This is a genomic window from Nocardia niwae NBRC 108934 = DSM 45340 (assembly GCF_001613465.1).
In the GTDB taxonomy this organism is placed as follows: Bacteria; Actinomycetota; Actinomycetes; order Mycobacteriales; family Mycobacteriaceae; genus Nocardia; species Nocardia niwae.
In genome coordinates this window covers 81,382-106,269 of the sequence record NZ_BDCK01000031.1, presented here as the reverse complement: position 1 = coordinate 106,269, position 24,888 = coordinate 81,382, and the positions used below count along the sequence as shown (strand labels likewise).

The following is a 24,888-nucleotide window of genomic DNA, read 5'->3' as shown; positions in this document are numbered from 1 at the left end:
CCCCGATTCTTCCGCGAGCGCCCGATCACGCCTGTTCCAGCGCTTTCATCCGGTCGAGCACCGTGTCGGCGGTCGGATCGCGCATCTCGTCGACGATGCGTCCGTCGGCGAGGAAGACCACCCGGTCGGCGAATCCCGCCGCATGCGGTTCGTGGGTGACGATGACGACCGTCTGCCCGAACTCGTCCACCGCCGCGCGCAGGATCGACAACACCTCCTCCGAGGCGCGGGAGTCCAGGTTGCCGGTCGGCTCGTCGCCGAAGATGATCTCCGGTTTGCCCGCGAGCGCCCGGGCGCAGGCCACCCGCTGCTGCTGACCGCCGGACAGCTCGCTGGGACGGTGGGTGAGCCGATCGATCAGTCCGAGCCGCTTCAGCACCGTGTCCAGCCACTCCTGGTCGGGCTCGCGTCCCGCGATGTCCAGCGGCAACGTGATGTTCTCCAGCGCCGTGAGCGTCGGCACCAGGTTGAACGCCTGGAAGACGAAGCCGATCCGGTCCCGGCGCAGGCGCGTCATCTGCTTGTCCGACAGCGCGGTCAGGTCGGTTTCGCCGATCCGGACGGTGCCCGAGCTGGCGCTGTCGAGTCCGGCCAGGCAGTGCATGAGGGTCGACTTGCCCGACCCGGACGGGCCCATGATCGCGGTGAACTCTCCCTTCGCGAACTGGGCCGACACTCCGTCCAATGCCCTGACCTGGGTGTCACCCGATCCGTAGACCTTGGTCAGTTCGATAGCGTGGGCCGCGACACCGATCGATGCCGCCAGGCCGTCTGTGTCGGCGCCCAAGGCTTGCGAAGTCATGCCGTCCAGTCTTACCGGCTTCGCGTCCCCACGCCATCAGGGAAGACCCTGTGTTTCCGCGCTGCCCACCACCCACTCGAACGCAGCGGCCTCGGATCGGGCGCCTTCGAGGGCGCGGGAGCGGTTGGGTTCGCCGAGTTCGGACAGCAGTTCCTCCGACAGGTCGACCAGCGCGGCCAGGGTGGCGGGGGTGAACCAGTCCGGTCTGGTGGCGAAAAGGATGTCTTCGGAGGCGGTGTTGCCGCTCGCGCCGGGAGCGAAGGGGCAGCCGCCGAGTCCGCCGAGCGCGCCGTCGACCATGTCAGCGCCCGCAGCGACCGCGGCGAGGGTGTTGGCCACGCCCATACCCCATGTGTCGTGACCGTGGAAGACGATGCGTCGCTCGGGCGTGCGGTCGCGTACCGCGGCGACCAGTGCGGCGACCTCCCCGGGATGGGCTTGGCCGAGGGTGTCGGCCAAGACGATGTCGTCCGCGCCCTCGGTGCGCGGGTCGCGAGCGATGGCCAGTACCCGTTCCGGATCGACCGGCCCGTCGAACGGGCAGGTGAACGCCGTCGCCAAGCAGAGCTGGATCGAGCCGTCCACCGCGCGGGCGTGGCGCACCGCGTCCGGCATGGCGGCGACGCTGGCCTCGGTATCGCGGCCGATGTTCGCCCGGTTGTGCGCGTCGGAGACCGAGAAGCAGTACTGGAAATTGCGCACTCCCGCCGCGGCGGCCTTCTCCACATGGCGCGGTGTCGCCACCCACACCCAGCAGCGGCTCAGTTCCTCCGGCGTCAACGCGGCGACCAGCTCCATGGTGTTGGCCATCGGCGCGACCAGGTCCGGGCGCGCCATCGAGCCGATCTCCAGCGCGGGCACCCCGAGCGCGAGCAGGCGGCGCACGACGTCCACCTTGCGCTGCACGGGCAGCAGCTTGCCGGTCAGCTGCAGTCCGTCGCGCAGGGTGACGTCGCGCAGCACCGGCGCGGTCATCGCTGCTCCCGCGCCCGGTGGTGCCCGCACATCACGCCGCCCCATGGCTTCTCGCCCGCTCCGGTCGGATTCGGCTGGACGACGGGCCTGCTGGCGCCCGGCGAACGCAGTTCTCGTGGTCCGCGCCCCTTCGGACGCCTGCGGTCGTGCGATCGCGTGCTCATCGCGCCTCCAACGCATCGATCTCGGCTTCGCTCATGCCGAGCAGATCGGACAGCACTTCCCGGGTGTGCTCCCCCAGGTCGGGACCGACCGTACGGATGGGAAGGGACTGGTCACCGATCACCGGGACGATGCCGGGGAAGCCGACGACCTTCGGCTCCGGCGCGCCGACGTCCACGGCGAACGGCTGGATCATGTTGCGTGCCCGATACTGCTCGTCGGCCACGATGTCGGCCGCGGTGTAGATCGGGCCGCACGGGATCGCGGCGGCGTCCAGCAGTTTCAGCGCCTCGGCGCGAGTGCGCCGGATCGTCCACTCGCCGATCGCCGCGTCAAGCCGCTCGCGGTGACGCCAGCGGCCCGCGTTGTCCTGGAGTTCCGGGTCCGCGGCCAGGTCCGGCCGATCGATGACCGCCATATAGCGCTGGAAGATGGCGTCGCCGTTGCCGCCGATGATGATGCTGGTTCCGTCCGCGCACGGATAGGCGTTGCTCGGCGCGATGCCCTCCATCCGGCCGCCGACGCGTTCGCGCTGGATGCCGTAGGCGAGATAGTCCGGCACCAGCGACTCCATCACCGAGAGGATGGCCTCGTTGAGCGCCACGTCGATCGTCCTCTCCCGCAACGGGACCGGCTCGTCCCGCTCGGCGCGGCGCTCGCGCTGGAACAGCGCCATCACGGTGCCGAAGGCGGCGTAGATGCCCGCGATGGAGTCACCGATCGAGACGCCCGTGCGCACGGGCGGACGGTCCGGATCACCCACCAGTTCGCGCAGGCCACCCACCGCCTCGGCCACCGCGGCGAACCCGGGACGCTCCGACATGGGCCCCGTCTGCCCGTAGGCGGAGATCCTGGTGATCACCAGATCCGGATTCGCCTCGTTCAGCACCTCCGGGCCCAGGCCCCACTTCTCCAGCATCCCCGGCCGGAAATTCTCCAGCAGCACGTCACAGCGCCGCACCAGATCGAGCACGATCCCGCGCCCCGCCTCGGTACGCAGGTCGAGGGTGATCGACTTCTTGTTGCGGTTGATCGTCCGGTAGAGCATCGAGGTGTCGCCGCCGTAGAGCCGCCAGTTGCGCAGCTCGTCGCCCGCTTTCGGGCGTTCCACCTTGATCACCTCGGCGCCGAAATCGCCGAGAATGCGCCCGGCGGTCGGCGCGGCGATGTAATTGCCGAGTTCCAGGACGCGCACCCCGTCCAGCGGCCGAATACTCATGGCAACCAGTCTGGACCATGGCGCGCCGGTTTCCGCAGCGCCTCCGGCGCCGCGTGTTCACCGCCCCGGGAAGGTCTCGTGGGACGCGCGCCCTCCGGGGGTGCGTCCGTTTCGGTCGCCGCGCGGGGAGCAGGGCGGCGGGGGCTGGTTCGCGATGCGCGAGTTTCCGCCCTGTTTGCGATCAGCCCGACGAAAACCCTGGTCAGCGATGTTGTTCGGGTGATGTGCTCGAGCGGCACCAACCGATCTCGACAGCGAAGGTGATCTCATGACGGTCGCACCCGCAACCCCAACCACCGCCTCGGTGACCAAGCTCGGCGCCCGTATCGGCGCGCGAATCGACAATGTCCGGCTCGGCGGCGATCTGGATTCGGCGACCGTCGAGGTGATCCGTCGCGCGCTGCTCGAGCACAAGGTCGTCTTCTTCCGCGGGCAGGATCACCTCACCGAGGACGGGCAATACGAGTTCGCCCAGCTGCTCGGCGCGCCGACCACCCCGCACCCGACGGTCACCTCGCACGGCGTGAAGAGCCTGGCGATCGATTCCGAGCACGGCCGCGCCAACAGCTGGCATACCGATGTCACTTTCGTCGACCGCGTCCCGAAGGCGTCCATCCTGCGCGCGGTGCACCTGCCGTCCTACGGGGGCGCCACCACCTGGGCCTCCACCGTCGCGGCCTACGAGTCGCTGCCGGAGCCGCTCAAGCGGCTCGCCGAATCCCTGCGCGCCGTGCACACCAACGTCTACGACTACGCCCGCGTCGAGGAGACGCCGCGTCCCAATACAGCCGCCTACCGCGCCGAGTTCGAGTCCACCTACTACGAGACCGAGCACCCGGTGGTGCGCGTGCACCCCGAGACCGGGGAGCGGGCGTTGCTGCTCGGCCACTTCGTCAAGCATTTCGTGGGGCTGTCCAGCGCCGAGTCGCACGCACTGTTCCGGCTGTTCCAGGACCGGGTGACCCGTCTGGAGCACACCACCCGCTGGGATTGGGCGCCCGGCGACGTGGCGATCTGGGACAACCGCGCCACCCAGCACTACGCCATCGATGACTACGACAACCAGCCCCGCAAGCTGACCCGCATCACGCTGGCCGGCGACGTCCCGGTCGGCGTCGACGGCGCGACCAGCACCGTCGTCGCGGGCAACGCCGAGCACTACTCGATCATCGAGGAACCGCAGCTGCTCGCATCCTGAGCGAGGACCCCGCATGGTTGCCGGGCCTCCGGCTGTTGAGGGGCCATGCGGTGTCTTCAATTGGCGGTGAGTTCGCTATCACCACGGATTCGGCACGTCGCCGGTCCCGCTGCACCCGTGGTCGTCGGCTCTCGACGCGACGGTCCGATCGCGAATGCCGCCGCGATCATGCCGGGACGACCGAAACTGCTCCAGCTCCGAGGGGTGCGAGTCTTACGAGCGCCGTTCGCGGCCCGTCTCGTGTTCGAGTGACCGAAGCGCACGCGCCGCAGGCGCGAGTCTCGGTCGCTCGAACACGAGACTCCCCGGGGCCGCGAACACGCAGCGCCGCAGGCGCTGCAATCAAACACAGTGCTCGCGCAAGTACGCCAAATCCTCCGCGAGGCCGTCCCCCGGGGTTTCCAGCACCACCGGAGCGCCCGCCGTGCGGCACACCTCGGCGAGCAGTTGCGGATCGATGGTCCCGTCGGAGAAGTTGGCGTGACGGTCGGCGCCGGAGTTGAACTCGTCGCGCGAGGAGTTCAGGTGCACCAAGTCGATGCGCCCGGTGATCGCCTTGATCCGGTCCACCACGCCGACGAGTTCTTCGCCGCCCGCCCAGGCGTGGCAGGTGTCCAGGCAGAAACCCGCGCCGTAGTCGCCGACCGCGTCCCACAGCCGGGCGATGGCATCGAAATGCCTGGCCATGGCGTGATTGCCGCCCGCGGTGTTCTCGATCAGGATCGGCACCGCGAAACCGCCCTTGTCCTGCTGCCGCTCGAACAGTTTGCGCCAGTTGTCGATTCCGGTCTCCAGCTCGGCGTCGGAACGCACGTGCCCGCCGTGCACCACCAAGCCGAACGCGCCGAGTTCGGCGGCCGCGCGCGCTTGCTGGGCCACCGCGTTGCGCGAGGGCATGCGCAGCCGATTGTTCAGGCTCGCGACGTTGATCTGGTAGGAGGAGTGCACCACGACATCGATCGGGCTGGCGAGAATCTCCTCGGTCCGCGGGTGGGGGGTGGGTTTGTCCCAGCTCTGCGGATCGACCACGAACATCTGGATGACGTCGGCGCCGAGTCTCTCCCCGAAGCCGATCGGGTCGCTGTCGAGCCGGACGTGTGCTCCAATGCGCATGCGGGCCACAGTACTGGCAGCTACCGACGACAATCGAGGTTGCGCCGCGACTGTTGCATCCCGACGGTTCGCCGAGATACATGGATAGTGTCCGCGCGCTCGACTCGACAAGGGGGTGTAACGGTGTTGCAGACCGGCGATGTGTTCGCGGGCTACCTCATCAAGCGCGTCCTCGGCCAGGGCGGTATGGGCACCGTGTACCTGGCCCAGCATCCGCGCCTGCCCCGCCTGACGGCGCTCAAGCTGCTCAAACGGGAGTTGTACGCCGACACCGGCATCCGGCGCCGATTCGAGCGCGAGGCCGATCTGGTCGCGCGCCTCGACCACCCGAACATCGTCACGGTGTTCGACCGCGGCGCCGAGGACCAGCAGCTGTGGATCTCCATGCAGTACGTGCCCGGCGCGGACGCCTCTTGCGCGGACGTCGACGTGCTCGCTCCCGGCCGGGCGGTGCAGATCGTCGCCGATACCGCCGCCGCGCTGGATTTCGCGCACGCCAACCAGGTGCTGCACCGCGACGTGAAACCGGCCAACATCCTGCTGGCCAAAGCGCCGATCGGGCAGCCGGAGCGGGTACTGCTCACCGATTTCGGGATCGCGGGCATCCGCGGCGCGGAGTCCACGATCGGCTCGTCGGGCACCATCACCGCGACGCTCGCCTTCGGCGCCCCCGAACAGCTGATCGGCCGTCCGCTGGACGACCGTGCCGATCAGTACTCGCTGGCGTGCACGTTGTTCTGGATGCTCACCGGGGCGCCGCCGTATCCTGGCGCCAACCCCGCGGCTGTGGTGAACAGCCATCTCTACGCGCCGATCCCGCTGCTGAGCCGCGGGCGTCCCGGCCTGCCGCGCGCGCTGGATCAGGTGCTGGCTCGCGCCATGGCCAAGCGGCCCGCGGATCGCTTCGACAGTTGCGCCGAGTTCGCCGCCGCGGCGAGACATGCCCTCGCCGACCACCCCACCGGGCACCGGACCGCCCCGCGCGCCGACGGGCACCCGACCGCGCCGACGCACCGTACTCCCGCGCCCCCGCCGCAGCACCGGCCGAGGCCGGAAACCGCTCGGCCGCTGCCGGCATTCCTGCCGCCGCGCCGCCCCATACACCCCGGCATGATCGAACTACCGAACTTGCCCATGCGCCCGGGATCCGGGGTGCGGCCGCACCAGCAACCTCCGGACCCCAGGCCCCCGCCGGGCGGTCGGGCTCCCGTCGATCGCCCGTGCGTCACCACGCTCGACGAGCGATAGGCGAGGCGCGACTACTGCTATGGTTTCGATGTTTTCCGTGGTCGGACCCTTCTCCGGCCACGCGTTCTTTTGCTGTACGCCTGTTCGCCGGTGGGTCCCGGCGGGCGGCGGGAAGTGGAGCAGTCATGCTGGCCAGCGGTGACGTTTTCGCCGGCTATGTCATCGAGCGGCAACTCGGCCGCGGTGGCATGGGCTCGGTCTATCTGGCGAAACATCCGCGGCTGCCGCGGATGACCGCGCTGAAGCTGCTGAATCGGGAGATGTTCTTCGACAAGGAGGTGCGGGCGCGGTTCGAACGGGAGGCGGACCTGGTCGCCCAGCTCGATCACCCCAACATCGTCACGGTCTACGACCGCGGGCTCGAGGACGAGCAGCTGTGGATCTCGATGCAGTACGTCGACGGCATCGACGCCGCCTCGGTGGAGCCGAAGTCGCTGCCGCCCGAACGCGCGGTGCAGATCATCAAGGAGACCGCCGACGCGTTGGACTACGCGCATGGCAACGGCGTGCTGCACCGGGACGTGAAACCCGCCAACATCCTGCTGGCGCGCTCCAGCGCCGGTCGCGGCGAGCGGGTGTACCTCACCGACTTCGGCATCGCGCGGCTGCGCGACGACACCGGTCATCTCACACAGACCGGCACGTTCACGGCGACGCTCGCCTACGCCTCGCCCGAGCAGCTCACCGGCGCCTCGCTCGACCACCGCTCCGACCAGTATTCGCTGGCCTGCTCGCTGTTCTGGTTGTTCACCGGCACCGGACCGTTCTCCGCGACCAACCCGGCCGCGGTCATCCAGGGGCATCTGCAGGGAGCGCCGCCCGCGCTGAGCAGTGTCCGGCCCGGGTTGTCCTTCGCGCTGGACAGCGTCCTGGCCAGGGCGATGGCCAAGCGACCCGACGACCGCTATGGCAGCTGCGCGGAATTCGCCGCGGCCGCCAAGCAGGCGCTGACCGGTTCGAGCGTTCCGTCGATGCCGGTGGTGGGCGGTCCCCGTCCGGTCACCGGTCCACCGCACCCGACCGCCGGGCCGCACCCGACCGCCGGGCCGCGCCCGACGACCGGACCGCAGAACCCGGCCACCGGCTCGCCGTATCCGGTGGCGCAGGGCCACTACGTCAGCGGCCCCGGCCACTCGGTGCACACTCCGCAGGCCAGTGGTCCGAACCCGCTCGCCGCCTCGGCCTCGCCGGCGACTCCGCCGCCCGCGCCGGTGGCGGGCTCGCGGCCGCAGACCGGGCCCGCGCCGCAGCCGACGGCCGCCAATCCCTACCCCCCGCAGCACTTCTCCGGCTTCGCCGCCCCGCCCGCGCCACCGCACGGCGCGCACGCCCACCTTTCGGCCGCCCCGCCACCCAAGAAGAACACGGGGTTGATCGTCGGCCTGGCCGTCGGCGTGGTCGTACTGATCCTGGTGGTGCTCGGCATCATCGGCGCCGTCTCCGATTCGGGTTCGAACAACGGCGGCACCACGACCACCTCGGCGGTGAAGCCGAACCTCGTCGACGCGACAGCGGAATCGATCAGCGCGGAATTCCCGCGGATGGTGCCCGCCTCCAAGACGGAGGAGGTCGGCTACAACGGCGCCGAGTGCTGGTTGGCCTCGCCCAGCTCGCCGCCCTCACCGTCGAAGGGCGACCCGGACTTCGGCGACTGGGCCGCGCAGTGGCGCTGCTTCAAGGGCGGCAACAACGAGGACCCGTACTACCGCATCTACGTCTACAAGACCCCGGCCGACGTCCAGGCGGTGCTGAAGAGCCTGCCCTCCTCGGCCGCGAAGTCCACCGACACCAACGGCGGAAAGACCTACACCAACTACAAGTACGTCGACGAGGGCGCCAAGCTGGTCACCGCGTTCACCGGCGACCCGGATCGGACCCAGTACCTGATGTACACCGACGGCTTCGCCCACACCACCATCGACGAGGCGCTGCGCTGGTGGCGCTCGGCGCCGCTGAACTGACCGATGCTGCGCACCGGCGAGGTCTTCGCGGGATACACCATCGAGCGCCTGCTCGGCCGCGGCGGGATGGGGTCGGTGTACCTGGCCAGGCATCCGCGGCTGCCCCGGTTGACGGCGATGAAGCTGTTGAACCCGGAACTGTTCGACGACAGAGAGATCCGTACCCGCTTCGAGCGGGAGGCGGACGTCGTCGCGCGGCTGGATCACCCGAACATCGTCACGGTGTTCGACCGGGGCGTGGAGGGCGACCGGCTGTGGATCTGCATGCGCTTCATCGACGGCACCGACGCCGCCGCGCTGGACGCGGGGACGCTGCCGCCGCAACGGGCGGTGCAGATCATCGCCGAGACGGCCAAGGCGCTGGACTTCGCGCACAGCCGCGACGTGCTGCACCGCGACGTGAAACCGGCGAACATCCTGCTGGAGCGGGTCGACGGCGGGCAGGAGCGGGTATACCTCTCCGACTTCGGCATCGCCCGATTCCGGGACGACACCGGACGTCTCACCCAGACCGGGACCTTCACCGCCACCCTGGCCTACGCCGCGCCGGAGCAGCTGTCGGGTGCGCCGCTGGATCACCGCGCCGACCAATATGCGCTGGCCTGCACGTTGTTCCGGCTGCTGACCGGCACGGTGCCGTTCGACGCCACCAATCCGGTCGCGGTGATCCAGGGACATCTCAGCGCTCCGCCGCCACCGGTCAGCAGGCTGCGGCCCGGATTGCCGGCGGCATTGGACGGCGTGCTGGCCAAGGCGATGGCCAAGCACCCGGCCGATCGTTTCGATTCGTGCGGCGAGTTCGCCGCCGCCGCATGGCAGGCGCTCACCGCTCCCGCAGCGTGGTCGCCACCGCCCGCGCCGCATACGCCGCCCCGGACCGACGCGTCGGCTGCCCAGCGTCCGGCGCGCGCCTACCTCGGCCCGGTGCGACGTTCCCGATGGCACGCATCGGTGGGCGGCTGGATCGGCTTGCTGTTGGTGGTCGCCATGCTCGGTCTCGTCGTCGCGGTGGCCCTGCGCGACACCGGTTCTCCCGGTACCGCCGCCCCGACGACGACCGCGCGCCCGGCGGACACCGTCTCCGCGCCGCCCTCGGTCACCGGGCGTCCCACCACGACCGCCTCCGCCACCACGGACCGTGCCACGATCGGCGCCCGCGCGGCGGAGCTGAGCGCCGCGTTCCCGGACATGCTGCCGGAGACCTCCGCCCAGCGCTTGGTGCACTCCGGAACCGGGTACAACAAGGCGGGCTGTTTCGCGCACGCACCGGACTCCGCGACGACGCGCGACCACGACGACCCGGATTTCGGCCCCTGGCTGGTGATGTGGAGCTGCTTCGGCGGCCCGAACAAGGCGTCCTTCGATTTCTATCTCTACGGCTCCCCCGCCGACGCGCAGGCGGCGCTCGCCGCGTTACCGGCCAACGATCGCGCCACCGCCACAAACGACAGCGGACGCAGTTACACCAACTACACACTGCATGACAGCCGCAACCTGCGCCCGCGAATGGTCACCGCCTTCTCGGATCCGGCCCGCGCCGCCATGGTGATGTACAGCGCCGGATTCATCGCCACCGACGCCGAGTTCCTGGCTTGGTGGAAATCGGCGCCGCTGAATTGAGCTTCCCCCAGGGGGAGACGCGAGGGTAGGCGTATGGACGACACCCGCTTCACCATCGGAGCCGTAGCCGAACGAACCGGACTCAGCGTCAAGACGATCCGGTTCTACGCCGACGAGGGCATCGTCCTGCCCACCGAACTCAGCCCGGCCGGCTACCGCCTCTACGACGTCCGCGCGCTCGCGGAACTGGACATGGTGCGGACACTGCGCGCTCTCGGACTCGACCTGGCCACCGTCCGCCGCGTGCTCGCGCACGAGCTGTCGCTGACCGAGGTCGCCGCGGCGCACGCCGACGCACTCGACACCCAGATCCGGATCCTGCGTCAGCGGCGTGCGGTCCTGCGTGCGGTGGCCGGGCAGGCCGCGACCCCACAGGAGCTGGATCTCATGCACAAGCTGGTCACTTTGTCCGCCGCCGAACGTCATCGGCTGATCGAGGATTTCGTGCAGGCCACGTTCGGCGGACTGGACGCCAACCCGGAACTCGCCGAGCTGATCCGGACGACACTGCCCGACTTGCCCGACGACCCCACTCCCGCGCAGGTGACCGCGTGGGTGGAGCTGGCGGAACTGACCACCGACCCCGGCTTTCGCGCGGCGATCCGGCGGATGGCCGAGTATCAAGCGCGCGAACGCGCCGAAGGTGACGCGACGGGTCTGCACCACCATCTCACCGAGGCCGTGCGCGACCGGGTCGGGGCGGCCGTCGCGGCGGGAATCCCGCCCGAGTCCTCCGCGGCGGCAGGGTTGGTCGCCGATCTCGCCGAGCGTTACGCGGCCACCTTCGGCAGGCCCGACGATCGCGCGCTGCGCGAGTGGATGCTGACTCGTCTGCAGGTGGCCGACGACGCACGCGTGGAGCGGTACTGGCAATTGCTCGCGGTGATCAACGGCTGGCCCGCACCGCCGAGCCTGAGGCCGGTGTTCGCCTGGTTCACCGCCGCCCTGCGCACCGACCTCGCCGGTTATTCGAAGACGTAGTGGGCGAACTCGTGTGTCGGGTGGAACCCGATCGTCCGGTAGATCCGGTTGGCCGTCGGATTGGCGGTGTCCGCGAACAGGCAGACCTCCAGGCTCTGGCCGCGCAGCAGCTCGGCGACGTGCGCGGTCACCGCGGAGGCGTAACCGTGCCCGCGCGCGTCCGGCGGGGTGTAGACGGGCCCGATCCGGGACCAGCCCTGGATCGGGATCTGATGCGCGGCAAGGCTGACCGGTTCCCCGTCGTGTTCCCACAGCCACCAGCGGCCCGCGTTCACCCGGCGGCGGATCGCGGCTTCGTCCAGTCCGGACGCCATCCCGGACTCTTCGCGCATGGCCGCCAGCCAGTCCCGGCACAGCGCGACATCGGATTCCCGGGCGCGGCGCGGCGCTCCGGCCACCTCCGGGATCCGCAGCGCGCCCAGCCGGTGCAGCCGGACGACGTACGACTGGTGAAAACTCTTCCCCAGCAGTGCGCACCAGTGCTGGGCGAACGCGGTCGCGTCCGCGACGACGCCCTCGACGCCCGCGCTCGCGGGAACGACGTCGGCCAGCGCGCGAGCCACCGCGGGAATGCCGTCGGGCGGTAGCGCGCCGAGATACACGTCGCGACCGGCCACGCGCATGGCGGCGCCGACCACCGCGGAGTCCGCGCCGTGGACCGACAGGAATCGCGATGTCCCGGCCGGGGCATCCATGCCCGTGACGTGGTTGGCGACGCTCGTGGTGAGCACGGTGTGCCGCAGCGGCTCGCGGAGCAGGAACGACCCCGCGACCGAGCGGAACTCGGCGGCGTCGGTGGTGATCTCGATCCTCATGGAATCACGGTAGGCGCCTGAAGTGTTGTGCGCCTTTCGTTTCTCGCGTCCGAGGCCGGTCCGGTCGCCGAGCGACCGGACGGTTTCGCGTCAGTCGGCTTCGCCACCACCTGCGCGGAGTTTGAGCAGGACCAGTCCCGCGGTGCAGGCGAGAATGAGTCCGGCGACCGTGATCTCGACGTGCAGGCCGGCGATGCCGAGCACCGCCCCGACGAGTCCGCCGATGAAGAACAGCCAGGCGAACGTCCGCGACACGATCGTGAACACGCCCTGCTGATTCGACGCGGGATGCTGCGCCGTTGCCGACACCGCATCTTCCGCGGCGCGGGATGAACCACGCCGCGACGCTGTCGAGTAAGCTCCCATCATCTACTCCTCGATGACGCCGGTCAGAGAACCACTATCACGTTCTCACACAACGTGTCTCTCATCCTTAAACCGGCGTCTCACGCGTAACTTTGCTCACACACGCTACGACCCCGGCACGCCGGAAGATAGCGACACGTGCCCACGACACGCCGAAGAGACCAATTCGATATCTGAAGCAGAACTGTTTTATTTGCGCCGCCCGGCGTATCCCCAGCGACCACTCGCCTCGCCGGACCGTCCGGCCTCGAGTAAGGTGAGTCCACTCGATACACACGAGGAGCGTCACCGTTGGAAAGCAGCAGGGCCAAGATCGCCGGTCCGGCGATCGCCGTGGGAGCGGTTTCCATCGGGCTCGTCCTGATCGGCGCCTGCGGCGTCGGCAAGCAGGACACCTACGTACCGCCGCCGCCACTGAAAGCGGGCGAGTACGCCGAACCCGTGGTCCACGAAAGCACCTCCGGATCGACGACTCCCAGGGTCGTCATCCCGCCGTCGCCCACTTGGCGGATCGCACCGGCCGACCAGCGGCACCCGACCCCCTTCGCGGGCTTCATGAGCAGCACCACCGCCGAGCCGTCCCCGCGGAATCCGCACGAGGACACCTCGCAGGCCCCGCCGACCGAGGACCCCAGGCCGCCCACCGCCCGGACGCCTACCGGCGAATCGGCGGACGAGGCGCCCACGCAACTGCGGACCACCCCGGACGGTGCCGACGAGTGAGACGCGGTGGTGCGCAAGCACGCACCACCGCGGCACTCCTTACAGCTCGGGCAGCTCGTAGTCGCCGACCCGGTCGCTGAGCACCCGCAGGTGCTCGAGCCCGCTGCCGAGGGTGTGCTCGATCGCGGTCAGCCGCGCCACGTAGTGGCTCACCGGGTACTCCGAGGTGACGCCGATGCCACCGTGCATCTGGATCGCCTCCTGCCCGATGTGCCGGGCCGCGCGGCCGACCTGCAACCGGGCGCGTGAGGCGATCACCGGATCGCCGGACCCGTCCGCCAGCGACGCCGTGGCGTACAGGCTCATGCTGCGCGCCAGCTCCAGCGAGACGTACATGTTCGCCGCCCGCTGCGTGAGCGTCTGGAACTTCGACAGCGTGACGCCGAACTGCTTGCGCTGCTTGAGGTAATCCGTGGTCAGCCGCAACGCCTCTTCCATCGCGCCGACCGACTCCGCGCACAGGCTCGCCTGCGCGTGGGTGAGTACGGAGGCGATCGCCTCGGCCGCGTCCGCCGCGCCGAGCCGCTCGGCGGGCGCGTCGGTCAGTTCCAGCTGCGCGCCGCGCTGACCGTCCACCGTGCGGTAGGACTTGCGGACCACGCCCGTCGCGTCGGGCGCGACCAGGAACAGCCCCACACCGCCGTCCGGCAGCGCGGCGCTCACCACGAGTTCGTCGGCGCTGTCCCCGTGCGGAACAGGGTTCTTCACACCGGTCAGCGTGTACGAATCACCCTGGGCCGCGGCCGTCGTCGCCAAGTCGCTCGCCGGCCAGCGCACGCCCGGCTCGGCGTGGGCGAACGCGAGCAGCTTCGCGCCCGACGCGACCTCGGGCAGGATCCGCTGCCGCTGTTCGGCGCTGCCCGCCGCGGCGACCAGCCCACCGGGCACCAGCACCGCGTCCAGGATCGGTTCCGGAGCGAGCCTGCGGCCCACTTCCTCGAGCACGACCATCGTCTCCTCGGGACCGGCGCCGACGCCACCGTCCTCCTCGGAGAAACTCAGCCCGAGCACGCCCAGTTCGGCGAGCTGGCGCCACACGTCGCGGCTCCAGCCGAGTTCGGAGTCGATGACCTTGAGCCGCGATTCCGGGTCGTAGGTGCGGGCGAGCAGGTCACGGACCGTGTCGCGGAGCATGACCTGTTCATCGGTGAGATCGAAATCCATAATGTCGCCTCACAATCCGAGGATCGTGGAGGCGATGATGGTGCGCTGCACCTCGCTGGAGCCTCCGTAGATGGTTGTCTTGCGGTAGTTCAGGTAGGAAGGGCCGCTGCGCTGCGCCCAGCCGGGCGAGGCGATGTCGTCCACACCCACCGGGATGGCGTCCGGTCCCGCGATGTCCAGCAGAAGCTCGGTGGCCGCCTGCTGAAGCTCCGAACCGCGCAGCTTCAGCACCGACGACGCCGGATTCGGCTTGCCGTCCGACGAGTTGGACACCACGCGCAGCTGGGTGAGCTCCAGCGCGAGCAGCTCGTTCTCCAGTTCGGCGACCCGCGCCGCGAAGATCGGGTCCTCCAGCAGCGTGCCGTTGCCCGACTTGGTCTTCGCCGCGTACTGCTTGGCCACACCGAGCTTGACCTTGGTGCGGCCGACACCGGTGATGCCGGTGCGCTCGTTGCCGAGCAGGAACTTGGCGTAGGTCCAGCCCATGTTCTCCTCGCCGACCAGCTGGTCGGCGGGCACCCGGACGTTCTCGAAGAAGACCTCGTTCACCTCGTGCCCGCCGTCGATCAGCTTGATCGGGCGGATGGTGACACCGGGCGACTTGACATCGAACAGCAGGAAGGAGATACCCGCCTGCTTCTTCGGAGCGCTGGGGTCGGTGCGCACCAGGCAGAAGATCCAGTCCGCGTGCTGGGCCAGCGTGGTCCAGATCTTCTGGCCGTTGACGATGTAGGAATCGCCGTCGCGGACCGCTGTGGTGCGCAGCGAGGCCAGGTCGGAGCCCGCGTCCGGCTCGGAGAAGCCCTGGCACCACCAGATGTCCAGCGCCGCGGTGGGCGGCAGGAAACGCTCCTTCAGCTCCTGCGAGCCGAAGTGGGCGATCACCGGGCCGACCATCTGCGCGTTGAACGTCAGCGGCTCCGGCACCGAGGCCAGCTGCATCTCGTCCTGCCAGATGTGGCGCTGCATCGGCGTCCAGTCCTTGCCGCCCCACTCCACGGGCCAGTTGGGCACCGCGAGACCGTGGTCGTTGAGGATCTTGTGCGTGGTGACGATGTCGTCGCGGGACAGCTCACGGCCGTCCCGGACGCGCTCGCGGATCTCGGCCGGGATCTCGGTCCGATAGAACTTGCGCAGTTCGTCGCGGAAGGCGACGTCGTCGGGGGACAAGGATAGTTTCATACGCATCTCCCTGCGTGTCTCGTACGTCCGAGTCAAACCTACCTCCCGGTAATCCCCCATTGTCGACTGGATCACAACGAAGGGACACCTGCGCCGGTCACGACCCCGTCCCGGGTGCCGCTCCCCAGGACGGCGACGGCGGCGAGCTGGTACGTTGCTGCAGGTGGGCCGGGGGCCCACAGGGTTCGGTATCGAGGAGAACGAGTGAACGGCAGGACCATCGCACGCGCCGCGGCCGCCGCGGCATCTCTCGCCATCGGCGCGGTTCTCACCTTCTCCGCGCCCGCCACCGCCGAGCCTCAGGCGCCGGTGGACTCCGGCCTGGATCATCTCTCCGACATCGCCGGATCCGATCCGTCCGCACAGGAGGGCGTCGGTGCGCTCAGGCGCTACGCCGACTTGATCGGCGCCGCGCGCCTGCGCGAGGTGTCCAGCGTGTTCACCCCGTTCTCCTACGCCGCGCCCACGTTCGGCTGCGGCAGCAACGGGCCGATCACCACGATCATCGCGGCCGCCACGACCGACGGGACCGGCGCAGGCCGGGATCTGAACGTCGGTCCCGGCGAGCTGCGGTTCAGCGCCACCCCGTCGCACTCCGGCGCTCCCCTGGCGTCCGGGCTCGTCGTCGCCTGGGTGAACGTGAACACCGGCGCCAGCGGCATCGACCCGCTCGACGACGTGACCGAGTACCGCCTCCCGACGCTGTCGAAGACGGTCAAGAGCGGACCCGGCACGGTGCTCGCCTCCATGTGGGGCATCATCGACTACCCCTTCGCCCACTGTGTGATGACTCCCACAGTCGGGTTGTTCACCGTCCCCGATGTCCCGGCTCCGCCACCCGCGACCACGCCTGCCCCGGCGGCACCCGCTCAGCCCGCGCCGAGCGGCTCCGGCGGCGAACCCACCCCCTAGAAGGCCTTTCACCGCCGTCCCCTGGTTCGGCTTCGGTGCTGACCGTTAGCTCTGCGCCCGCAAACGGCGCAGCGCAGTCCGCCCGGACGCGGTCGCATCGGTCCGCACTGATCGGATCCACGCGGCCGTGCTACCGATGCCGGACGACGAGCTTCCGGTTCAGCGGAGCACCGCCGTCGACGTTTCCCACCGCAGGGCGGCGAAGAAGGCCCGGATGTCGGCGACGTGCGCCCGCGGGCATTCCATCGCGACGAAGTGGTTGCCGGTATTGCCCTCCGGCCAGTGCACGATGGTGTTGTCGCGTTCGGCGAGCCGGCGCATCAGCGCGGAGCCTCCGCCGTAGGTGCCGGTGGGCACGCGTTTCTGTCCTTTCGGCCACGTGAATCCGCCGTCGCCGAGGCCGTTGTACATCGGCCAGGACGAGGAGGCCGCGGTGCCGGTGAACCAGTACAGGCTGGCGTTGGTCAGCAGCTGATCACGACTGATCACGTCCTCGACCCGGTCGGCGAGCGGGGCGAATTCGGTGAACTTCTGCATCAGCCAGGCGAGCAGACCCACCGGTGAATCGGTCCACGCGTGGGCGAAGGTCTGCGGGGCCGCGTGCAGCAGGACGTGGTGGTTCACGCCTCCGGTCATCCACCGCTGCATGCCGTCCCATTCGGCGCGCTCCTCGGGCGTCATGGTGGGCACGTCCGCCTCGGTCGGCATCCCGATCCCGCCGTCGAGGTGTACGCCGATCACCCGGTCCGGCGCGGCGATCGCCAGTTCGGGCGCGACATACGCGCCGAGATCGCCGCCCTGCGCCCCGAAACGCCGGTAGCCGAGGCGATCCATCAGGGTCAGCCACATCCGGGCCACTTTCGCCGGTGTCATGCCGAGTTCGCGCGGCCCTTCGGAGAAGCCGAAACCCGGAACCGAGGGCACCACGACATGAAAGGCCTGCGCCGGGTCGAGTCCGTGCGCCCGCGGATCCGCGAGCGGGCCGATGGTCGCGGCGAACTCGGCGAACGAGTTCGGCCAGCCGTGGGTGAGGATCAGCGGCGTCGCGTCCGGCTCCGGCGAGCGCACGTGCAGGAAATGCACGTCGAGCCCGTCGATGCGCGTCTTGAACTGGGGGAACGCGTTCAGCGCCGCTTCCTGTGCGCGCCAGTCGAACCCGGTACGCCAGTACTCGGCGAGTTCGCGCAGGTAGCCGACCGGGACGCCGCGATCCCAGCCCGCGCCGGGCAATTGAGCGGTCCAGCGGGTGCGGGCCAGCCGGTCGTGCAGATCGGCCACCTCTGCCTGCGGAATTTCGATGCGGAACGGGCGGATGTCGGTCATTCGGTCGGCTCCTTGCCGGTCGGTCCTGCGGTACGACGACGACGCTAGGAGGCATTTAGGACCGAACAGGTCCTAGATTTCCGGCATCCTCGAATTCATGAACGACACTCCCGCCCGGCTGCTTCGTCTGCTGTCGCTGCTGCAAACGCCGCGCGAATGGCCGGGCAGCGAATTGGCCGAACGCCTCGGCGTCACCGACCGCACGGTGCGCCGCGATATCGACCGGCTACGTGAGCTCGGCTATCCGGTGACCGCGACGCTCGGCGCGGCGGGCGGCTACCGCCTGGCGGCGGGCGCGGCGATGCCGCCGCTGCTGGTGGAGGACGACGAGGCCGTCGCCATCGCGGTCGGCTTGCGCGCCGCCGCCGGGTCCGCGGTGGCCGGGATCGAGGAGGCGTCGGTCCGGGCGCTGGCCAAAGTGGAGCAGGTGCTGCCCGCGAAGTTGCGGCGCCGAGTGCGGGTCTTCGCCGCCGCACTGACGCCACCCACCGGCGACGGTGCCGCGGCCGATCCCGAAGTGCTCGCTACGCTCGCGGCCGCGGTGGCCAACCGGGAACGGGTGCGTTTCACCTATCGCGACGAGGCAGGCGCCGAGACGAGGCGCAATGCCGAGCCGGTCGGCCTCGTGCCCGCCCGGCGGCGCTGGTATCTGGTCGGCTACGACCTCGACCGCGCCGGCTGGCGCGTCTACCGCGTCGACCGGATCGACCGCCCGCAACCCACGGCCGCCCGTTTCGCCCCGCGCCCGCTGCCCGCGGCCGATCCCGCCGCCTACGTCGTGGGCCGCCGCACGGATTGGGGCACACCGTCCTTCCGGCTCCGCCTGACCATCCACGCTCCCGTCGAACGAGTCGCGGGACGGTTGGGTGACGGCCCGGGCGAGATCGTCGCGATCGACGCGCACACCTGCCGGATCGACGCCCAACGCGACGACGCGCCGGAATGGCTGGCCCACCGGCTGCTCGGGCTCGGAGCGGAGTTCCAGGTCCACGAGCCCCCGGCGCTCATCACGCATCTGCGCGCCATCGCCGACCGCGCCGAGCGCGCGATCGGCCCGCAGCAGCGTCCATGACTCGAGCGATTCGCTCTCGCCGTCTTCGGGCACCGGGACAGGGCCGCAGCGTGTGCGACCGGGAGTCCTTACCGCTGTGCACACCCCGGCGCACCGACACCCGAACCCGGCCGCTACGAACTCGTAACCGAACCCCCATGAGCACCGCGGCTTCGAGCGTCTGCCGCGGGTTGCGTACGCGCCCCCGCGTGCGACCTCCGAGTCAGCGGGCGAGGCGGATTCGCAGGAGCGCGCCGGATTCCGTGCTCGCGATCAATTCGTCCGGACGGCCAGGGGCGGCGGCTACCGCGGTGAGCGGCTGGCCGGTGAGGACGGCGCAGGTGGCGCCTGTGGCGGGATCGACCCGGACCAATTGGCCGGTGAGGGTGGTGACGTAGAGGATGCCGCTCGGGTCGACGAGAAGGTCGTCGGCGAAATCCGGCAGGCCGGGCAGTCGCCCGGCCACATCCGCGACGGTGGTGCGGGCGGCGGGGTCCTCGAGCGGGATACGGACGATCCGGCCGAGCGGGCCGCCGTTGGCGGTGATGTACAACGCGCCGTCGTGCACGACCGCGCCGTTGGCGGCGAATCCGGCCAGCGGTGCGCCCCACGCGGTATCGACGGAGGCGTCGGGACGGACCTTGACCACGCCGGACAAGGTCGCGACGTACAAATTTCCGCCCGGGTCGAACGCCGCGCCGTTGGGCATCGTGAACCCGGAGACGAAGACTTCCGGTTTCGGCTCGGCCGCCGCCGGATCGAACCGGACGACGCCGCCGGGCCGCACGACACTCACCGGCGCGTCGCCGTAGACGACATACAGCAGCCCGTCGGGACCGAGCCGGACCGCGCCGGGGAACTCCACCGGAACGGTCGCGGTCAGCGTGCCCGCGGCGTCGTAGCGCTGGACCTCGTTGCGGTAGAGCCGCGAGACCCACAGATTGCCCTGCGCGTCGTAACCCAGATTCTCCGCCCAGTCGAGCACCGGCACCGGCGCGGGAACGGCCGTGACCGCCACCGCCGGGTCACAGGCGGCGACCGGCGGCGCGGCCTGCGCGACCGGCGCGAGCACTCCGGTGAACGCGAGCGCCGCGGCGGAGACGAGGAAGACGCCTGGACGGCGAAGGATTCTCAACGCGGGCACCTCGGGCTCGGGTAGGAGTGAGTCGCCGCGGATCTTAGCCGTTGCCGGCGCTCGATCGCGCGGTCCCCGCACGAGCCGTTATTTGGCACCATCGGTGCATGCCATTCTTCGACGGCGCGCGCGGCCGGATGCACTATCGGCGGTGGCCGATCGAAAATCCGCGGTACACCATGGTTCTCCTGCCCGGAATCGGGCAGCACAGCGGGCATTACCACCGCTTCGCGCGCGCCCTGCGACCAGCCGGGGCCCAGGTGTGGGCGTTGGACACCCATGGGCACGGCTTGAGCGAGGGTGATCCGGCACAGCCCGGCACACTGGCCGAGCTGGTGGCGGACGCGGTGCGGCTGGTCGAACTGGCGCGCGGCGACCTGCCGCTGATTCTGATGGGCCACTCGCTGGGGGCGGTGACCGTGCTGGGCATGCTCGGCGCGGCCGTGCCGGAGCCTGCCGGGCATCCGGCCACCCTGGACCGGAACCACCCGCTGCGGCCAGCCCTGCCCGCCGACGCGCTCGCGGGCCTGGTGGTCTCGGGCGTCCCGAAGCGCGCGCTCGGCGGCGGTGCGCCCGGCGCGCCGGGAACGCAACTGCCACGCGGACTTCCGGTGCTCGCGGTGCACGGCGTGGACGATCGGCGCGCGCCGATCGATGCCGTCAGGGTCTGGACTAGCCGCCACGAATCGGTAGATTTACGGGAGTACATCGACGCAGGGCACGACCTGTTGCACGAGCCGGTGCACGCGCGGGTCACTGCCGACATCGCGGATTGGACGCAGGATGTCGTCGTGGGGTCGGCGCGACATCCGTGAACCGCTCTTCGGACGAGGAAGGGGGACGGCGCAGATGCCATCGCAGGAGAACGGGTTCGGCGGAGAGCCACCCGCGCAGGTCACCGCACCCGGGATCGACATCGCCGCGCTGAACCGGGCGGTCGACGAGGGCTCGCTGTGGATCGACGGCCTCTTGGTCGCCGACGGCGCGCACGAAAGATGCGCGCGCCGATACGAACTGCTCGCCGATCGGGTCGACGAGCAGATTCGCGTGCTGAGCGCCGCGACCGCCCTGCCCGGCTTCGGCGGATTCGCCTCCGGTGACGCGCTGCGCGCCGGATTCGAGCGCAAGGCCGACGGCGCGATCACGCGCTTGCGCGAATACGCCGCCGCGGCAAGGGAACTCGCTCAGACCTTCCGCGCCGCGGCCGCCACCTACCAGCAGGCCGACCAAGCCCTCGCGCTGGCGGTGGAGCGGATCGACGTGACAGGAGCCGCGCATGCGTGAGATGCCGCGCGCCGGCGAGCGGGCCACCCACCGGCGCACCGATCCCGCTTACGCGCCGAACGTCGAAGTGTTCGACAACCTCACTCACAGCGAGATCCACGCCAAGGTGCAACTGCTGGATCCGGCCGTGCTCGCGGGCGGCCAGCAGGCGTGGAGCGCGGCGGCGGCGCAGCTCGCCGACGCGATCTTCCAGGCGCACACCGAGATTCGCGCGGTCATCGCCGACGGCTGGCGCGGCTCCGCGGCGAAGAGCGCGGACGCGGTGGTGCGCGTGTTCGAACAGAGCGGCCAGGACCTGGCCGACGTGTTCGCGGTGGTCTCGCAGCGCCTCGGGCGGGCGAGCGACGCGGCGGAAGCGCTGCGGGCCGCGGTGACCGAGCCTTCCGCGGGCGCGCCGGATCTGGCGGGCGCACTGCTGGATCCGTCCCAGGCGACCAGCAATATCGAGGGGCAGAAGGCGAGTGAGCACGCCCGCCAAGACGTCGTACGAGCGATGAACGACATCTACGCCGGCGTGTTCGTGCAGACCGGCACCGACGTGCCCGCCTTCCCCGACGAGACGGATCAGCCGACCGCCGCGGCGCCCACCGCTGCCCCCTCGTCGAGCAAGCTCATCGGAGGCGCCCAGCCCTCCCCTGCCGTGCAGCCCATACCGTTCGAGACGACCTCGCAGCAGCCGAGCCACTCGGTGCCGCAGAGTATCGGTGCCACGCCGTCCGATCCGGAACCCACCGCCGAGACTCCGTCCACGTCCGCCGCCGCCACCACACCGAGCGCCGCCACCGCCGCTGCGGGCGAGGCACCGGCGCCGACCGCGTCCCGCGTCGGGCCCGCCGCGACGGCGGCGCTTCCGACAATGGCGGCCGCGTCCGTCCTCCGTCCTGCGGCCACCCCTCGCGCGGCGGGACCGGCCACCGCCCCCGCCGCGGCGACGGGCGAGCCGATGACGGTGCCTGCCGTGCCGGGTACCGGCCCCCAGGTGTCGCCCGAGGAACAGCGCAAGCGCGACGAGCGGCGCAAGAACGACGACAGCGGCGACGCGGCCGTCACCGGTCTCGGCGCGGGCGCGATGGGCGGCCTGATGGGCGGCGCGGTGGCCGCGGTGGACACCCCACGCGCGGGTTCGAGCGTGGCCGCGAACGCGGCGACCGCACGCCTGGCGCCGATCGACGACGAGGACGACGAGTTCGACCTCGATGATCTCCCCACCTTCCTCGAGCCCTCCGACGACGGCGGCGAACTCATCGGATCCCTCGATCCGACCACGCCGCCCGTGCTCGGGGAATGGTCCGAGTACGAGTGAACTGGACGCTGACCCCGGACCAGTTCGCGCTGGCCTGGTCACGCACCGACGGTGATCGCATCCCCTATCCACTCGCCGTGCGCTTGTCGGCCCGCGACGTCGGAGAGCGCACCGCGCAGCTTCCGGCGCTCGAACGCTGGTGCGATCAGGTCCTGGACGCGGATCTGGAGGCGGCGCTGCGCGTTCTCGCCCAGCCGGACCTGCGCGTCGAGGTATTCGGTCAGCGTGCCGCGGCGCCCGGCGAGGACGGCGGAGCACGATCGGCGACCGGTACCGGAGGCGAACCGGCGGCGCGGCCGGTGCGCATTCTCGGCGCCGCCGCAGCGAACATCGCGGTGGTCGCGGCGCAACGCCCCGGCGCGACGCCCGACCGCGGCGGCGACGTGCGATTGTTCGCGGGCAGCTCGAAAAGCCTCTGCGCGCGGATCGTTTCGATGCTTCCGGAGAACACCCCCGGAACCCTCCCCCGGCTGACCGCTCCGCTGGCCCAGGTCGGCGAGGACAGTCGCAACCTGGTCACCGTTCCGGTCGCCGGGCCGTCCACTCCGTCCCGGATCCGCAAGTTGCTCAAGCAGCCGCGCGAAGGCATCGGCCAGATGGTCGTCTCGGCGCGCCGGGGCGCGGGCGAACTACGCCCGTTCGGCGTGCTGTGCTGGATCGACGTCGTCGCCGACGGCCGGTACGCGGTGCGTACCGGCACGGACGTCGACGTCGTCGCGGTGACCGCCGAGCGTTTCGCCGCCCACCTACGACCGCTCGTCACCGCGGCCGCGCGCACGTCCACCGCCTACGCCGGGCGCTGAACATTTCGGCAGCCGGTTGCGGGTCCAGCGCCCACCCCGCTGATGCTCGGCAGCGCGGAGCGACGAACGCGTGACGGACCCGCCGACCAGGCCGGGCGAACCGCAAACCGTCGCCTTCTCCACTGACACCCGATGGGGACATGCACGCCGGTGATGATCCACTGCCGCGAAGAGCCTGAGTTCCGCTGCTACGCACCGCCGCCTCATGCGGCGCTCGACCACCTCCGTCCGGTGGACCGCACCCCACGAACGCCGAGACGAACTCGCCTGCCGCACGATCGGTCCGGGCACTCCGCTTCGAGCCGCCGCTGAGCCGCCGCTATGCACGGCGGTTTCGACGCCGTTCCGGCGACCACCCGACACCACCGTTTACGGTGTACGAGTGCCACTCTACGAATTCGAAGGCAAACGGCCGCAGGTCGATCCGACGGCGTTCGTCGCGCCGACGGCCACCCTGATCGGCGACGTCCGGGTCGAGGCGGGCGCCTCCATCTGGTACGGCGCGGTGCTGCGCGCGGACCTGGCGCCGATCGTCATCCGGGAACGCGCCAACATTCAGGACAACGCGGTGCTGCACGTGCCGCCGGAGGTGCCGATGGAGATCGGGCCCGGCGCGACGATCGCGCACAGCGTGGTCTTCCACGGTGCGGCGGTCGGCGCCGAGGCCATCGTCGGCAACGGCACCACGGTGCTGGACCTGGCCAAGATCGGGGCGGGCAGCATGATCGCCGCCCACTCGCTCGTGCCGCCGGGGGCCGAGATTCCCGACGGCGTGCTCGCCGCCGGTTCCCCCGCCGAGGTCAAACGGCCGATCGAGGGCACCCAGGCGCAGATGTGGGTGCGGCTCAACCCGGGCTTCTACGCCGAACTGGCCCAGCGCCACCGCAAGGGCATCGCCGAGATCTGAGCGCCGTCAGCACAACAGTGCGGTGACCTCGGCGTCCTCGAGCTGATGGAAGTCCCGGTACGCGCCGCCGACGCCGCCGAGCGAGCGCGGGACCCATGGGCAGACCGCCTCGTCGGCCTCGTCGGCGACCCGGCGCATCGCCTCCGTCGAGGAGACCGGGACGGCGACGACGACGCGCGCGGGCCGGTGCAGACGCGCGACCCGGCAGGCGACCACGACCGTGGCGCCGGTCGCCATGCCGTCGTCCACGATCACCACGGTGCGCCCTTCCAGCGGAATCGGCCGCGCCGAACCGCGCAGCACCTGCCTGCGCCGCTCCAATTCGGCGCGCTCGCGCGCCTCGATCGAGTCGACCTTCTTCGGCGTCAACCCGGTGTGCGCCAGCACATCCGGATTCAGCACCCGGACCCCGCCCTCGCCGACAGCGCCCAGCGCCAGTTCCGGCTGCCACGGCACGCCCAGTTTGCGGACCAAGAGGATGTCGAGGTCACCGCCGATCACCGCGCGCACCGCGGCGGCCACCGGCACCCCACCCCGCGGCAGCCCGAGCACCAGCGGGTTCGCCGCGCGTAGGTGTTCCAGATGCGCACCCAGCGCGTGACCGGCCGAGGTCCGATCGGTGTAGACCATCGATTCCGAAC

At 70.5% G+C, this 24,888-nt stretch carries 25 protein-coding genes; 13 read left to right on the top strand and 12 right to left on the bottom strand.

All coding sequences use genetic code 11. From position 1 onward, the window contains the following. Positions 1–25: 25 nt before the first annotated feature. From NNI01S_RS22290 to NNI01S_RS22280, 4 genes are read right to left on the bottom strand one after another with little or no spacing between them, the layout of a single operon-like run. Positions 26–802: an ABC transporter ATP-binding protein gene (locus tag NNI01S_RS22290; protein WP_063022078.1), complete on the bottom strand. Its 777-nt coding sequence runs from the start codon at positions 800–802 to the stop codon at positions 26–28. 36 nt (positions 803–838) lie between these two features. Continuing rightward, positions 839–1,777, bottom strand: coding sequence for a hydroxymethylglutaryl-CoA lyase-like TIM-barrel protein (locus NNI01S_RS22285; protein ID WP_063022077.1), 939 nt, complete (start codon positions 1,775–1,777; stop codon positions 839–841). Further along, positions 1,774–1,941, bottom strand: a complete 168-nt coding sequence (locus NNI01S_RS34695; RefSeq protein ID WP_157114919.1) for a hypothetical protein — start codon at positions 1,939–1,941, stop codon at positions 1,774–1,776. The genes NNI01S_RS22285 and NNI01S_RS34695 overlap by 4 nt, the downstream gene beginning before the upstream one ends. Further along, positions 1,938–3,158, bottom strand: a complete 1,221-nt coding sequence (locus NNI01S_RS22280; RefSeq protein ID WP_063022076.1) for a CaiB/BaiF CoA transferase family protein — start codon at positions 3,156–3,158, stop codon at positions 1,938–1,940. The genes NNI01S_RS34695 and NNI01S_RS22280 overlap by 4 nt, the downstream gene beginning before the upstream one ends. A gap of 268 nt (positions 3,159–3,426) precedes the next feature. Here NNI01S_RS22280 and NNI01S_RS22275 point away from each other — a divergent pair, with 268 nt between their 5' ends. Next, a complete protein-coding gene (locus NNI01S_RS22275) occupies positions 3,427–4,356 on the top strand; it encodes a TauD/TfdA dioxygenase family protein (protein WP_063022075.1) in 930 nt (309 codons plus the stop codon). A gap of 342 nt (positions 4,357–4,698) precedes the next feature. Here the strand turns inward: NNI01S_RS22275 and NNI01S_RS22270 are convergent, their stop codons facing one another. Further along, positions 4,699–5,469, bottom strand: a complete 771-nt coding sequence (locus NNI01S_RS22270) for a deoxyribonuclease IV (RefSeq protein ID WP_063022074.1) — start codon at positions 5,467–5,469, stop codon at positions 4,699–4,701. Positions 5,470–5,592: 123 nt separating this feature from the next. Between NNI01S_RS22270 and NNI01S_RS22265 the strand changes: the two genes are divergently transcribed. From NNI01S_RS22265 to NNI01S_RS22250, 4 genes are all read left to right on the top strand, one after another. Then, a complete protein-coding gene (locus NNI01S_RS22265; protein WP_084489170.1) occupies positions 5,593–6,717 on the top strand; it encodes a serine/threonine-protein kinase in 1,125 nt (374 codons plus the stop codon). A 125-nt stretch (positions 6,718–6,842) separates the two neighbouring features. After that, on the top strand, positions 6,843–8,678 hold the full coding sequence (locus NNI01S_RS22260; RefSeq protein ID WP_063022073.1) for a serine/threonine-protein kinase: 1,836 nt from the start codon (positions 6,843–6,845) through the stop codon (positions 8,676–8,678). Between the two features lie 3 nt (positions 8,679–8,681). Further along, positions 8,682–10,298 (top strand): serine/threonine-protein kinase, encoded by a 1,617-nt coding sequence (locus NNI01S_RS36380; RefSeq protein WP_063022072.1) that lies wholly within the window; start codon positions 8,682–8,684, stop codon positions 10,296–10,298. A 33-nt stretch (positions 10,299–10,331) separates the two neighbouring features. Next, positions 10,332–11,279 (top strand): MerR family transcriptional regulator, encoded by a 948-nt coding sequence (locus NNI01S_RS22250; RefSeq protein ID WP_063022071.1) that lies wholly within the window; start codon positions 10,332–10,334, stop codon positions 11,277–11,279. Here NNI01S_RS22250 and NNI01S_RS22245 read toward each other — a convergent pair. Both NNI01S_RS22245 and NNI01S_RS34690 read right to left on the bottom strand, forming a co-directional pair. Then, positions 11,264–12,094 (bottom strand): GNAT family N-acetyltransferase, encoded by an 831-nt coding sequence (locus NNI01S_RS22245; protein WP_063022070.1) that lies wholly within the window; start codon positions 12,092–12,094, stop codon positions 11,264–11,266. The two genes, NNI01S_RS22250 and NNI01S_RS22245, sit on opposite strands and share 16 nt — an antisense overlap. Before the next feature lie 90 nt (positions 12,095–12,184). Next, positions 12,185–12,403 (bottom strand): hypothetical protein, encoded by a 219-nt coding sequence (locus tag NNI01S_RS34690; protein WP_157114918.1) that lies wholly within the window; start codon positions 12,401–12,403, stop codon positions 12,185–12,187. Positions 12,404–12,751: 348 nt separating this feature from the next. On the opposite strand from NNI01S_RS34690, the gene NNI01S_RS22240 reads away from it, so the two are divergent. Beyond that, positions 12,752–13,183: a hypothetical protein gene (locus NNI01S_RS22240; protein WP_063022069.1), complete on the top strand. Its 432-nt coding sequence runs from the start codon at positions 12,752–12,754 to the stop codon at positions 13,181–13,183. 39 nt (positions 13,184–13,222) lie between these two features. Here the strand turns inward: NNI01S_RS22240 and NNI01S_RS22235 are convergent, their stop codons facing one another. Continuing rightward, entirely contained in the window at positions 13,223–14,347 is a 1,125-nt protein-coding gene (locus NNI01S_RS22235; RefSeq protein WP_063022068.1) for an acyl-CoA dehydrogenase family protein, read from the bottom strand. A 9-nt stretch (positions 14,348–14,356) separates the two neighbouring features. Beyond that, on the bottom strand, positions 14,357–15,529 hold the full coding sequence (locus tag NNI01S_RS22230) for an acyl-CoA dehydrogenase family protein (RefSeq protein ID WP_063022067.1): 1,173 nt from the start codon (positions 15,527–15,529) through the stop codon (positions 14,357–14,359). Positions 15,530–15,733: 204 nt separating this feature from the next. On the opposite strand from NNI01S_RS22230, the gene NNI01S_RS22225 reads away from it, so the two are divergent. Continuing rightward, positions 15,734–16,441: a hypothetical protein gene (locus tag NNI01S_RS22225; protein WP_063022066.1), complete on the top strand. Its 708-nt coding sequence runs from the start codon at positions 15,734–15,736 to the stop codon at positions 16,439–16,441. Between the two features lie 159 nt (positions 16,442–16,600). Here NNI01S_RS22225 and NNI01S_RS22220 read toward each other — a convergent pair whose 3' ends face one another. After that, complete coding sequence (locus tag NNI01S_RS22220; protein WP_063022065.1) at positions 16,601–17,764, bottom strand: epoxide hydrolase family protein; 1,164 nt, start codon at positions 17,762–17,764, stop codon at positions 16,601–16,603. A 97-nt stretch (positions 17,765–17,861) separates the two neighbouring features. Here NNI01S_RS22220 and NNI01S_RS22215 point away from each other — a divergent pair, with 97 nt between their 5' ends. Further along, a complete protein-coding gene (locus NNI01S_RS22215) occupies positions 17,862–18,836 on the top strand; it encodes a helix-turn-helix transcriptional regulator (RefSeq protein ID WP_063022064.1) in 975 nt (324 codons plus the stop codon). Between the two features lie 202 nt (positions 18,837–19,038). Here NNI01S_RS22215 and NNI01S_RS22210 read toward each other — a convergent pair whose 3' ends face one another. Then, positions 19,039–19,950 carry an NHL repeat-containing protein gene (locus NNI01S_RS22210; protein WP_157114917.1) on the bottom strand — a complete coding sequence of 304 codons (912 nt, stop codon included), beginning with the start codon at positions 19,948–19,950 and terminating at the stop codon, positions 19,039–19,041. Positions 19,951–20,057: 107 nt separating this feature from the next. Between NNI01S_RS22210 and NNI01S_RS22205 the strand changes: the two genes are divergently transcribed. The 5 genes from NNI01S_RS22205 to NNI01S_RS22185 all read left to right on the top strand — a co-directional run bounded on the left by NNI01S_RS22205 (position 20,058) and on the right by NNI01S_RS22185 (position 24,247). Next, complete coding sequence (locus NNI01S_RS22205) at positions 20,058–20,765, top strand: alpha/beta hydrolase (protein WP_063022062.1); 708 nt, start codon at positions 20,058–20,060, stop codon at positions 20,763–20,765. A 34-nt stretch (positions 20,766–20,799) separates the two neighbouring features. Continuing rightward, positions 20,800–21,234: a hypothetical protein gene (locus NNI01S_RS22200; RefSeq protein WP_084489168.1), complete on the top strand. Its 435-nt coding sequence runs from the start codon at positions 20,800–20,802 to the stop codon at positions 21,232–21,234. Further along, entirely contained in the window at positions 21,227–22,537 is a 1,311-nt protein-coding gene (locus tag NNI01S_RS22195; protein ID WP_157114916.1) for a PPE domain-containing protein, read from the top strand. The genes NNI01S_RS22200 and NNI01S_RS22195 overlap by 8 nt, the downstream gene beginning before the upstream one ends. Beyond that, positions 22,519–23,340, top strand: a complete 822-nt coding sequence (locus tag NNI01S_RS22190; RefSeq protein WP_245676325.1) for an ESX secretion-associated protein EspG — start codon at positions 22,519–22,521, stop codon at positions 23,338–23,340. Before NNI01S_RS22195 ends, NNI01S_RS22190 begins: the two co-directional genes overlap by 19 nt. Positions 23,341–23,722: 382 nt before the next feature. Next, the gene (locus tag NNI01S_RS22185; RefSeq protein WP_063022059.1) at positions 23,723–24,247 is read left to right on the top strand and encodes a gamma carbonic anhydrase family protein; all 525 of its coding nucleotides are present in this window, start codon (positions 23,723–23,725) and stop codon (positions 24,245–24,247) included. Positions 24,248–24,253: 6 nt separating this feature from the next. Here NNI01S_RS22185 and NNI01S_RS22180 read toward each other — a convergent pair whose 3' ends face one another. Further along, positions 24,254–24,877 (bottom strand): phosphoribosyltransferase, encoded by a 624-nt coding sequence (locus NNI01S_RS22180; RefSeq protein ID WP_063022058.1) that lies wholly within the window; start codon positions 24,875–24,877, stop codon positions 24,254–24,256. Positions 24,878–24,888 lie beyond the last annotated feature (11 nt).

Bases quoted from the DNA above. Each gene is read 5' to 3' on its own strand.
- NNI01S_RS22235 (WP_063022068.1), bottom strand. From the start codon at position 14,347: ATGGATTTCGATCTCACCGATGAACAGGTCATGCTCCGCGACACGGTC.
- NNI01S_RS22200 (WP_084489168.1), top strand. From the start codon at position 20,800: ATGCCATCGCAGGAGAACGGGTTCGGCGGAGAGCCACCCGCGCAGGTC.
- NNI01S_RS22290 (WP_063022078.1), bottom strand. From the start codon at position 802: ATGACTTCGCAAGCCTTGGGCGCCGACACAGACGGCCTGGCGGCATCG.
- NNI01S_RS22195 (WP_157114916.1), top strand. From the start codon at position 21,227: ATGCGTGAGATGCCGCGCGCCGGCGAGCGGGCCACCCACCGGCGCACC.
- NNI01S_RS22260 (WP_063022073.1), top strand. From the start codon at position 6,843: ATGCTGGCCAGCGGTGACGTTTTCGCCGGCTATGTCATCGAGCGGCAA.
- NNI01S_RS34695 (WP_157114919.1), bottom strand. From the start codon at position 1,941: ATGAGCACGCGATCGCACGACCGCAGGCGTCCGAAGGGGCGCGGACCA.
- NNI01S_RS22190 (WP_245676325.1), top strand. From the start codon at position 22,519: ATGGTCCGAGTACGAGTGAACTGGACGCTGACCCCGGACCAGTTCGCG.
- NNI01S_RS22230 (WP_063022067.1), bottom strand. From the start codon at position 15,529: ATGAAACTATCCTTGTCCCCCGACGACGTCGCCTTCCGCGACGAACTG.
- NNI01S_RS22215 (WP_063022064.1), top strand. From the start codon at position 17,862: ATGAACGACACTCCCGCCCGGCTGCTTCGTCTGCTGTCGCTGCTGCAA.
- NNI01S_RS22275 (WP_063022075.1), top strand. From the start codon at position 3,427: ATGACGGTCGCACCCGCAACCCCAACCACCGCCTCGGTGACCAAGCTC.
- NNI01S_RS22270 (WP_063022074.1), bottom strand. From the start codon at position 5,469: ATGCGCATTGGAGCACACGTCCGGCTCGACAGCGACCCGATCGGCTTC.
- NNI01S_RS22250 (WP_063022071.1), top strand. From the start codon at position 10,332: ATGGACGACACCCGCTTCACCATCGGAGCCGTAGCCGAACGAACCGGA.
- NNI01S_RS36380 (WP_063022072.1), top strand. From the start codon at position 8,682: ATGCTGCGCACCGGCGAGGTCTTCGCGGGATACACCATCGAGCGCCTG.
- NNI01S_RS22180 (WP_063022058.1), bottom strand. From the start codon at position 24,877: ATGGTCTACACCGATCGGACCTCGGCCGGTCACGCGCTGGGTGCGCAT.
- NNI01S_RS22280 (WP_063022076.1), bottom strand. From the start codon at position 3,158: ATGAGTATTCGGCCGCTGGACGGGGTGCGCGTCCTGGAACTCGGCAAT.
- NNI01S_RS22245 (WP_063022070.1), bottom strand. From the start codon at position 12,094: ATGAGGATCGAGATCACCACCGACGCCGCCGAGTTCCGCTCGGTCGCG.
- NNI01S_RS22285 (WP_063022077.1), bottom strand. From the start codon at position 1,777: ATGACCGCGCCGGTGCTGCGCGACGTCACCCTGCGCGACGGACTGCAG.
- NNI01S_RS22220 (WP_063022065.1), bottom strand. From the start codon at position 17,764: ATGACCGACATCCGCCCGTTCCGCATCGAAATTCCGCAGGCAGAGGTG.
- NNI01S_RS22205 (WP_063022062.1), top strand. From the start codon at position 20,058: ATGCCATTCTTCGACGGCGCGCGCGGCCGGATGCACTATCGGCGGTGG.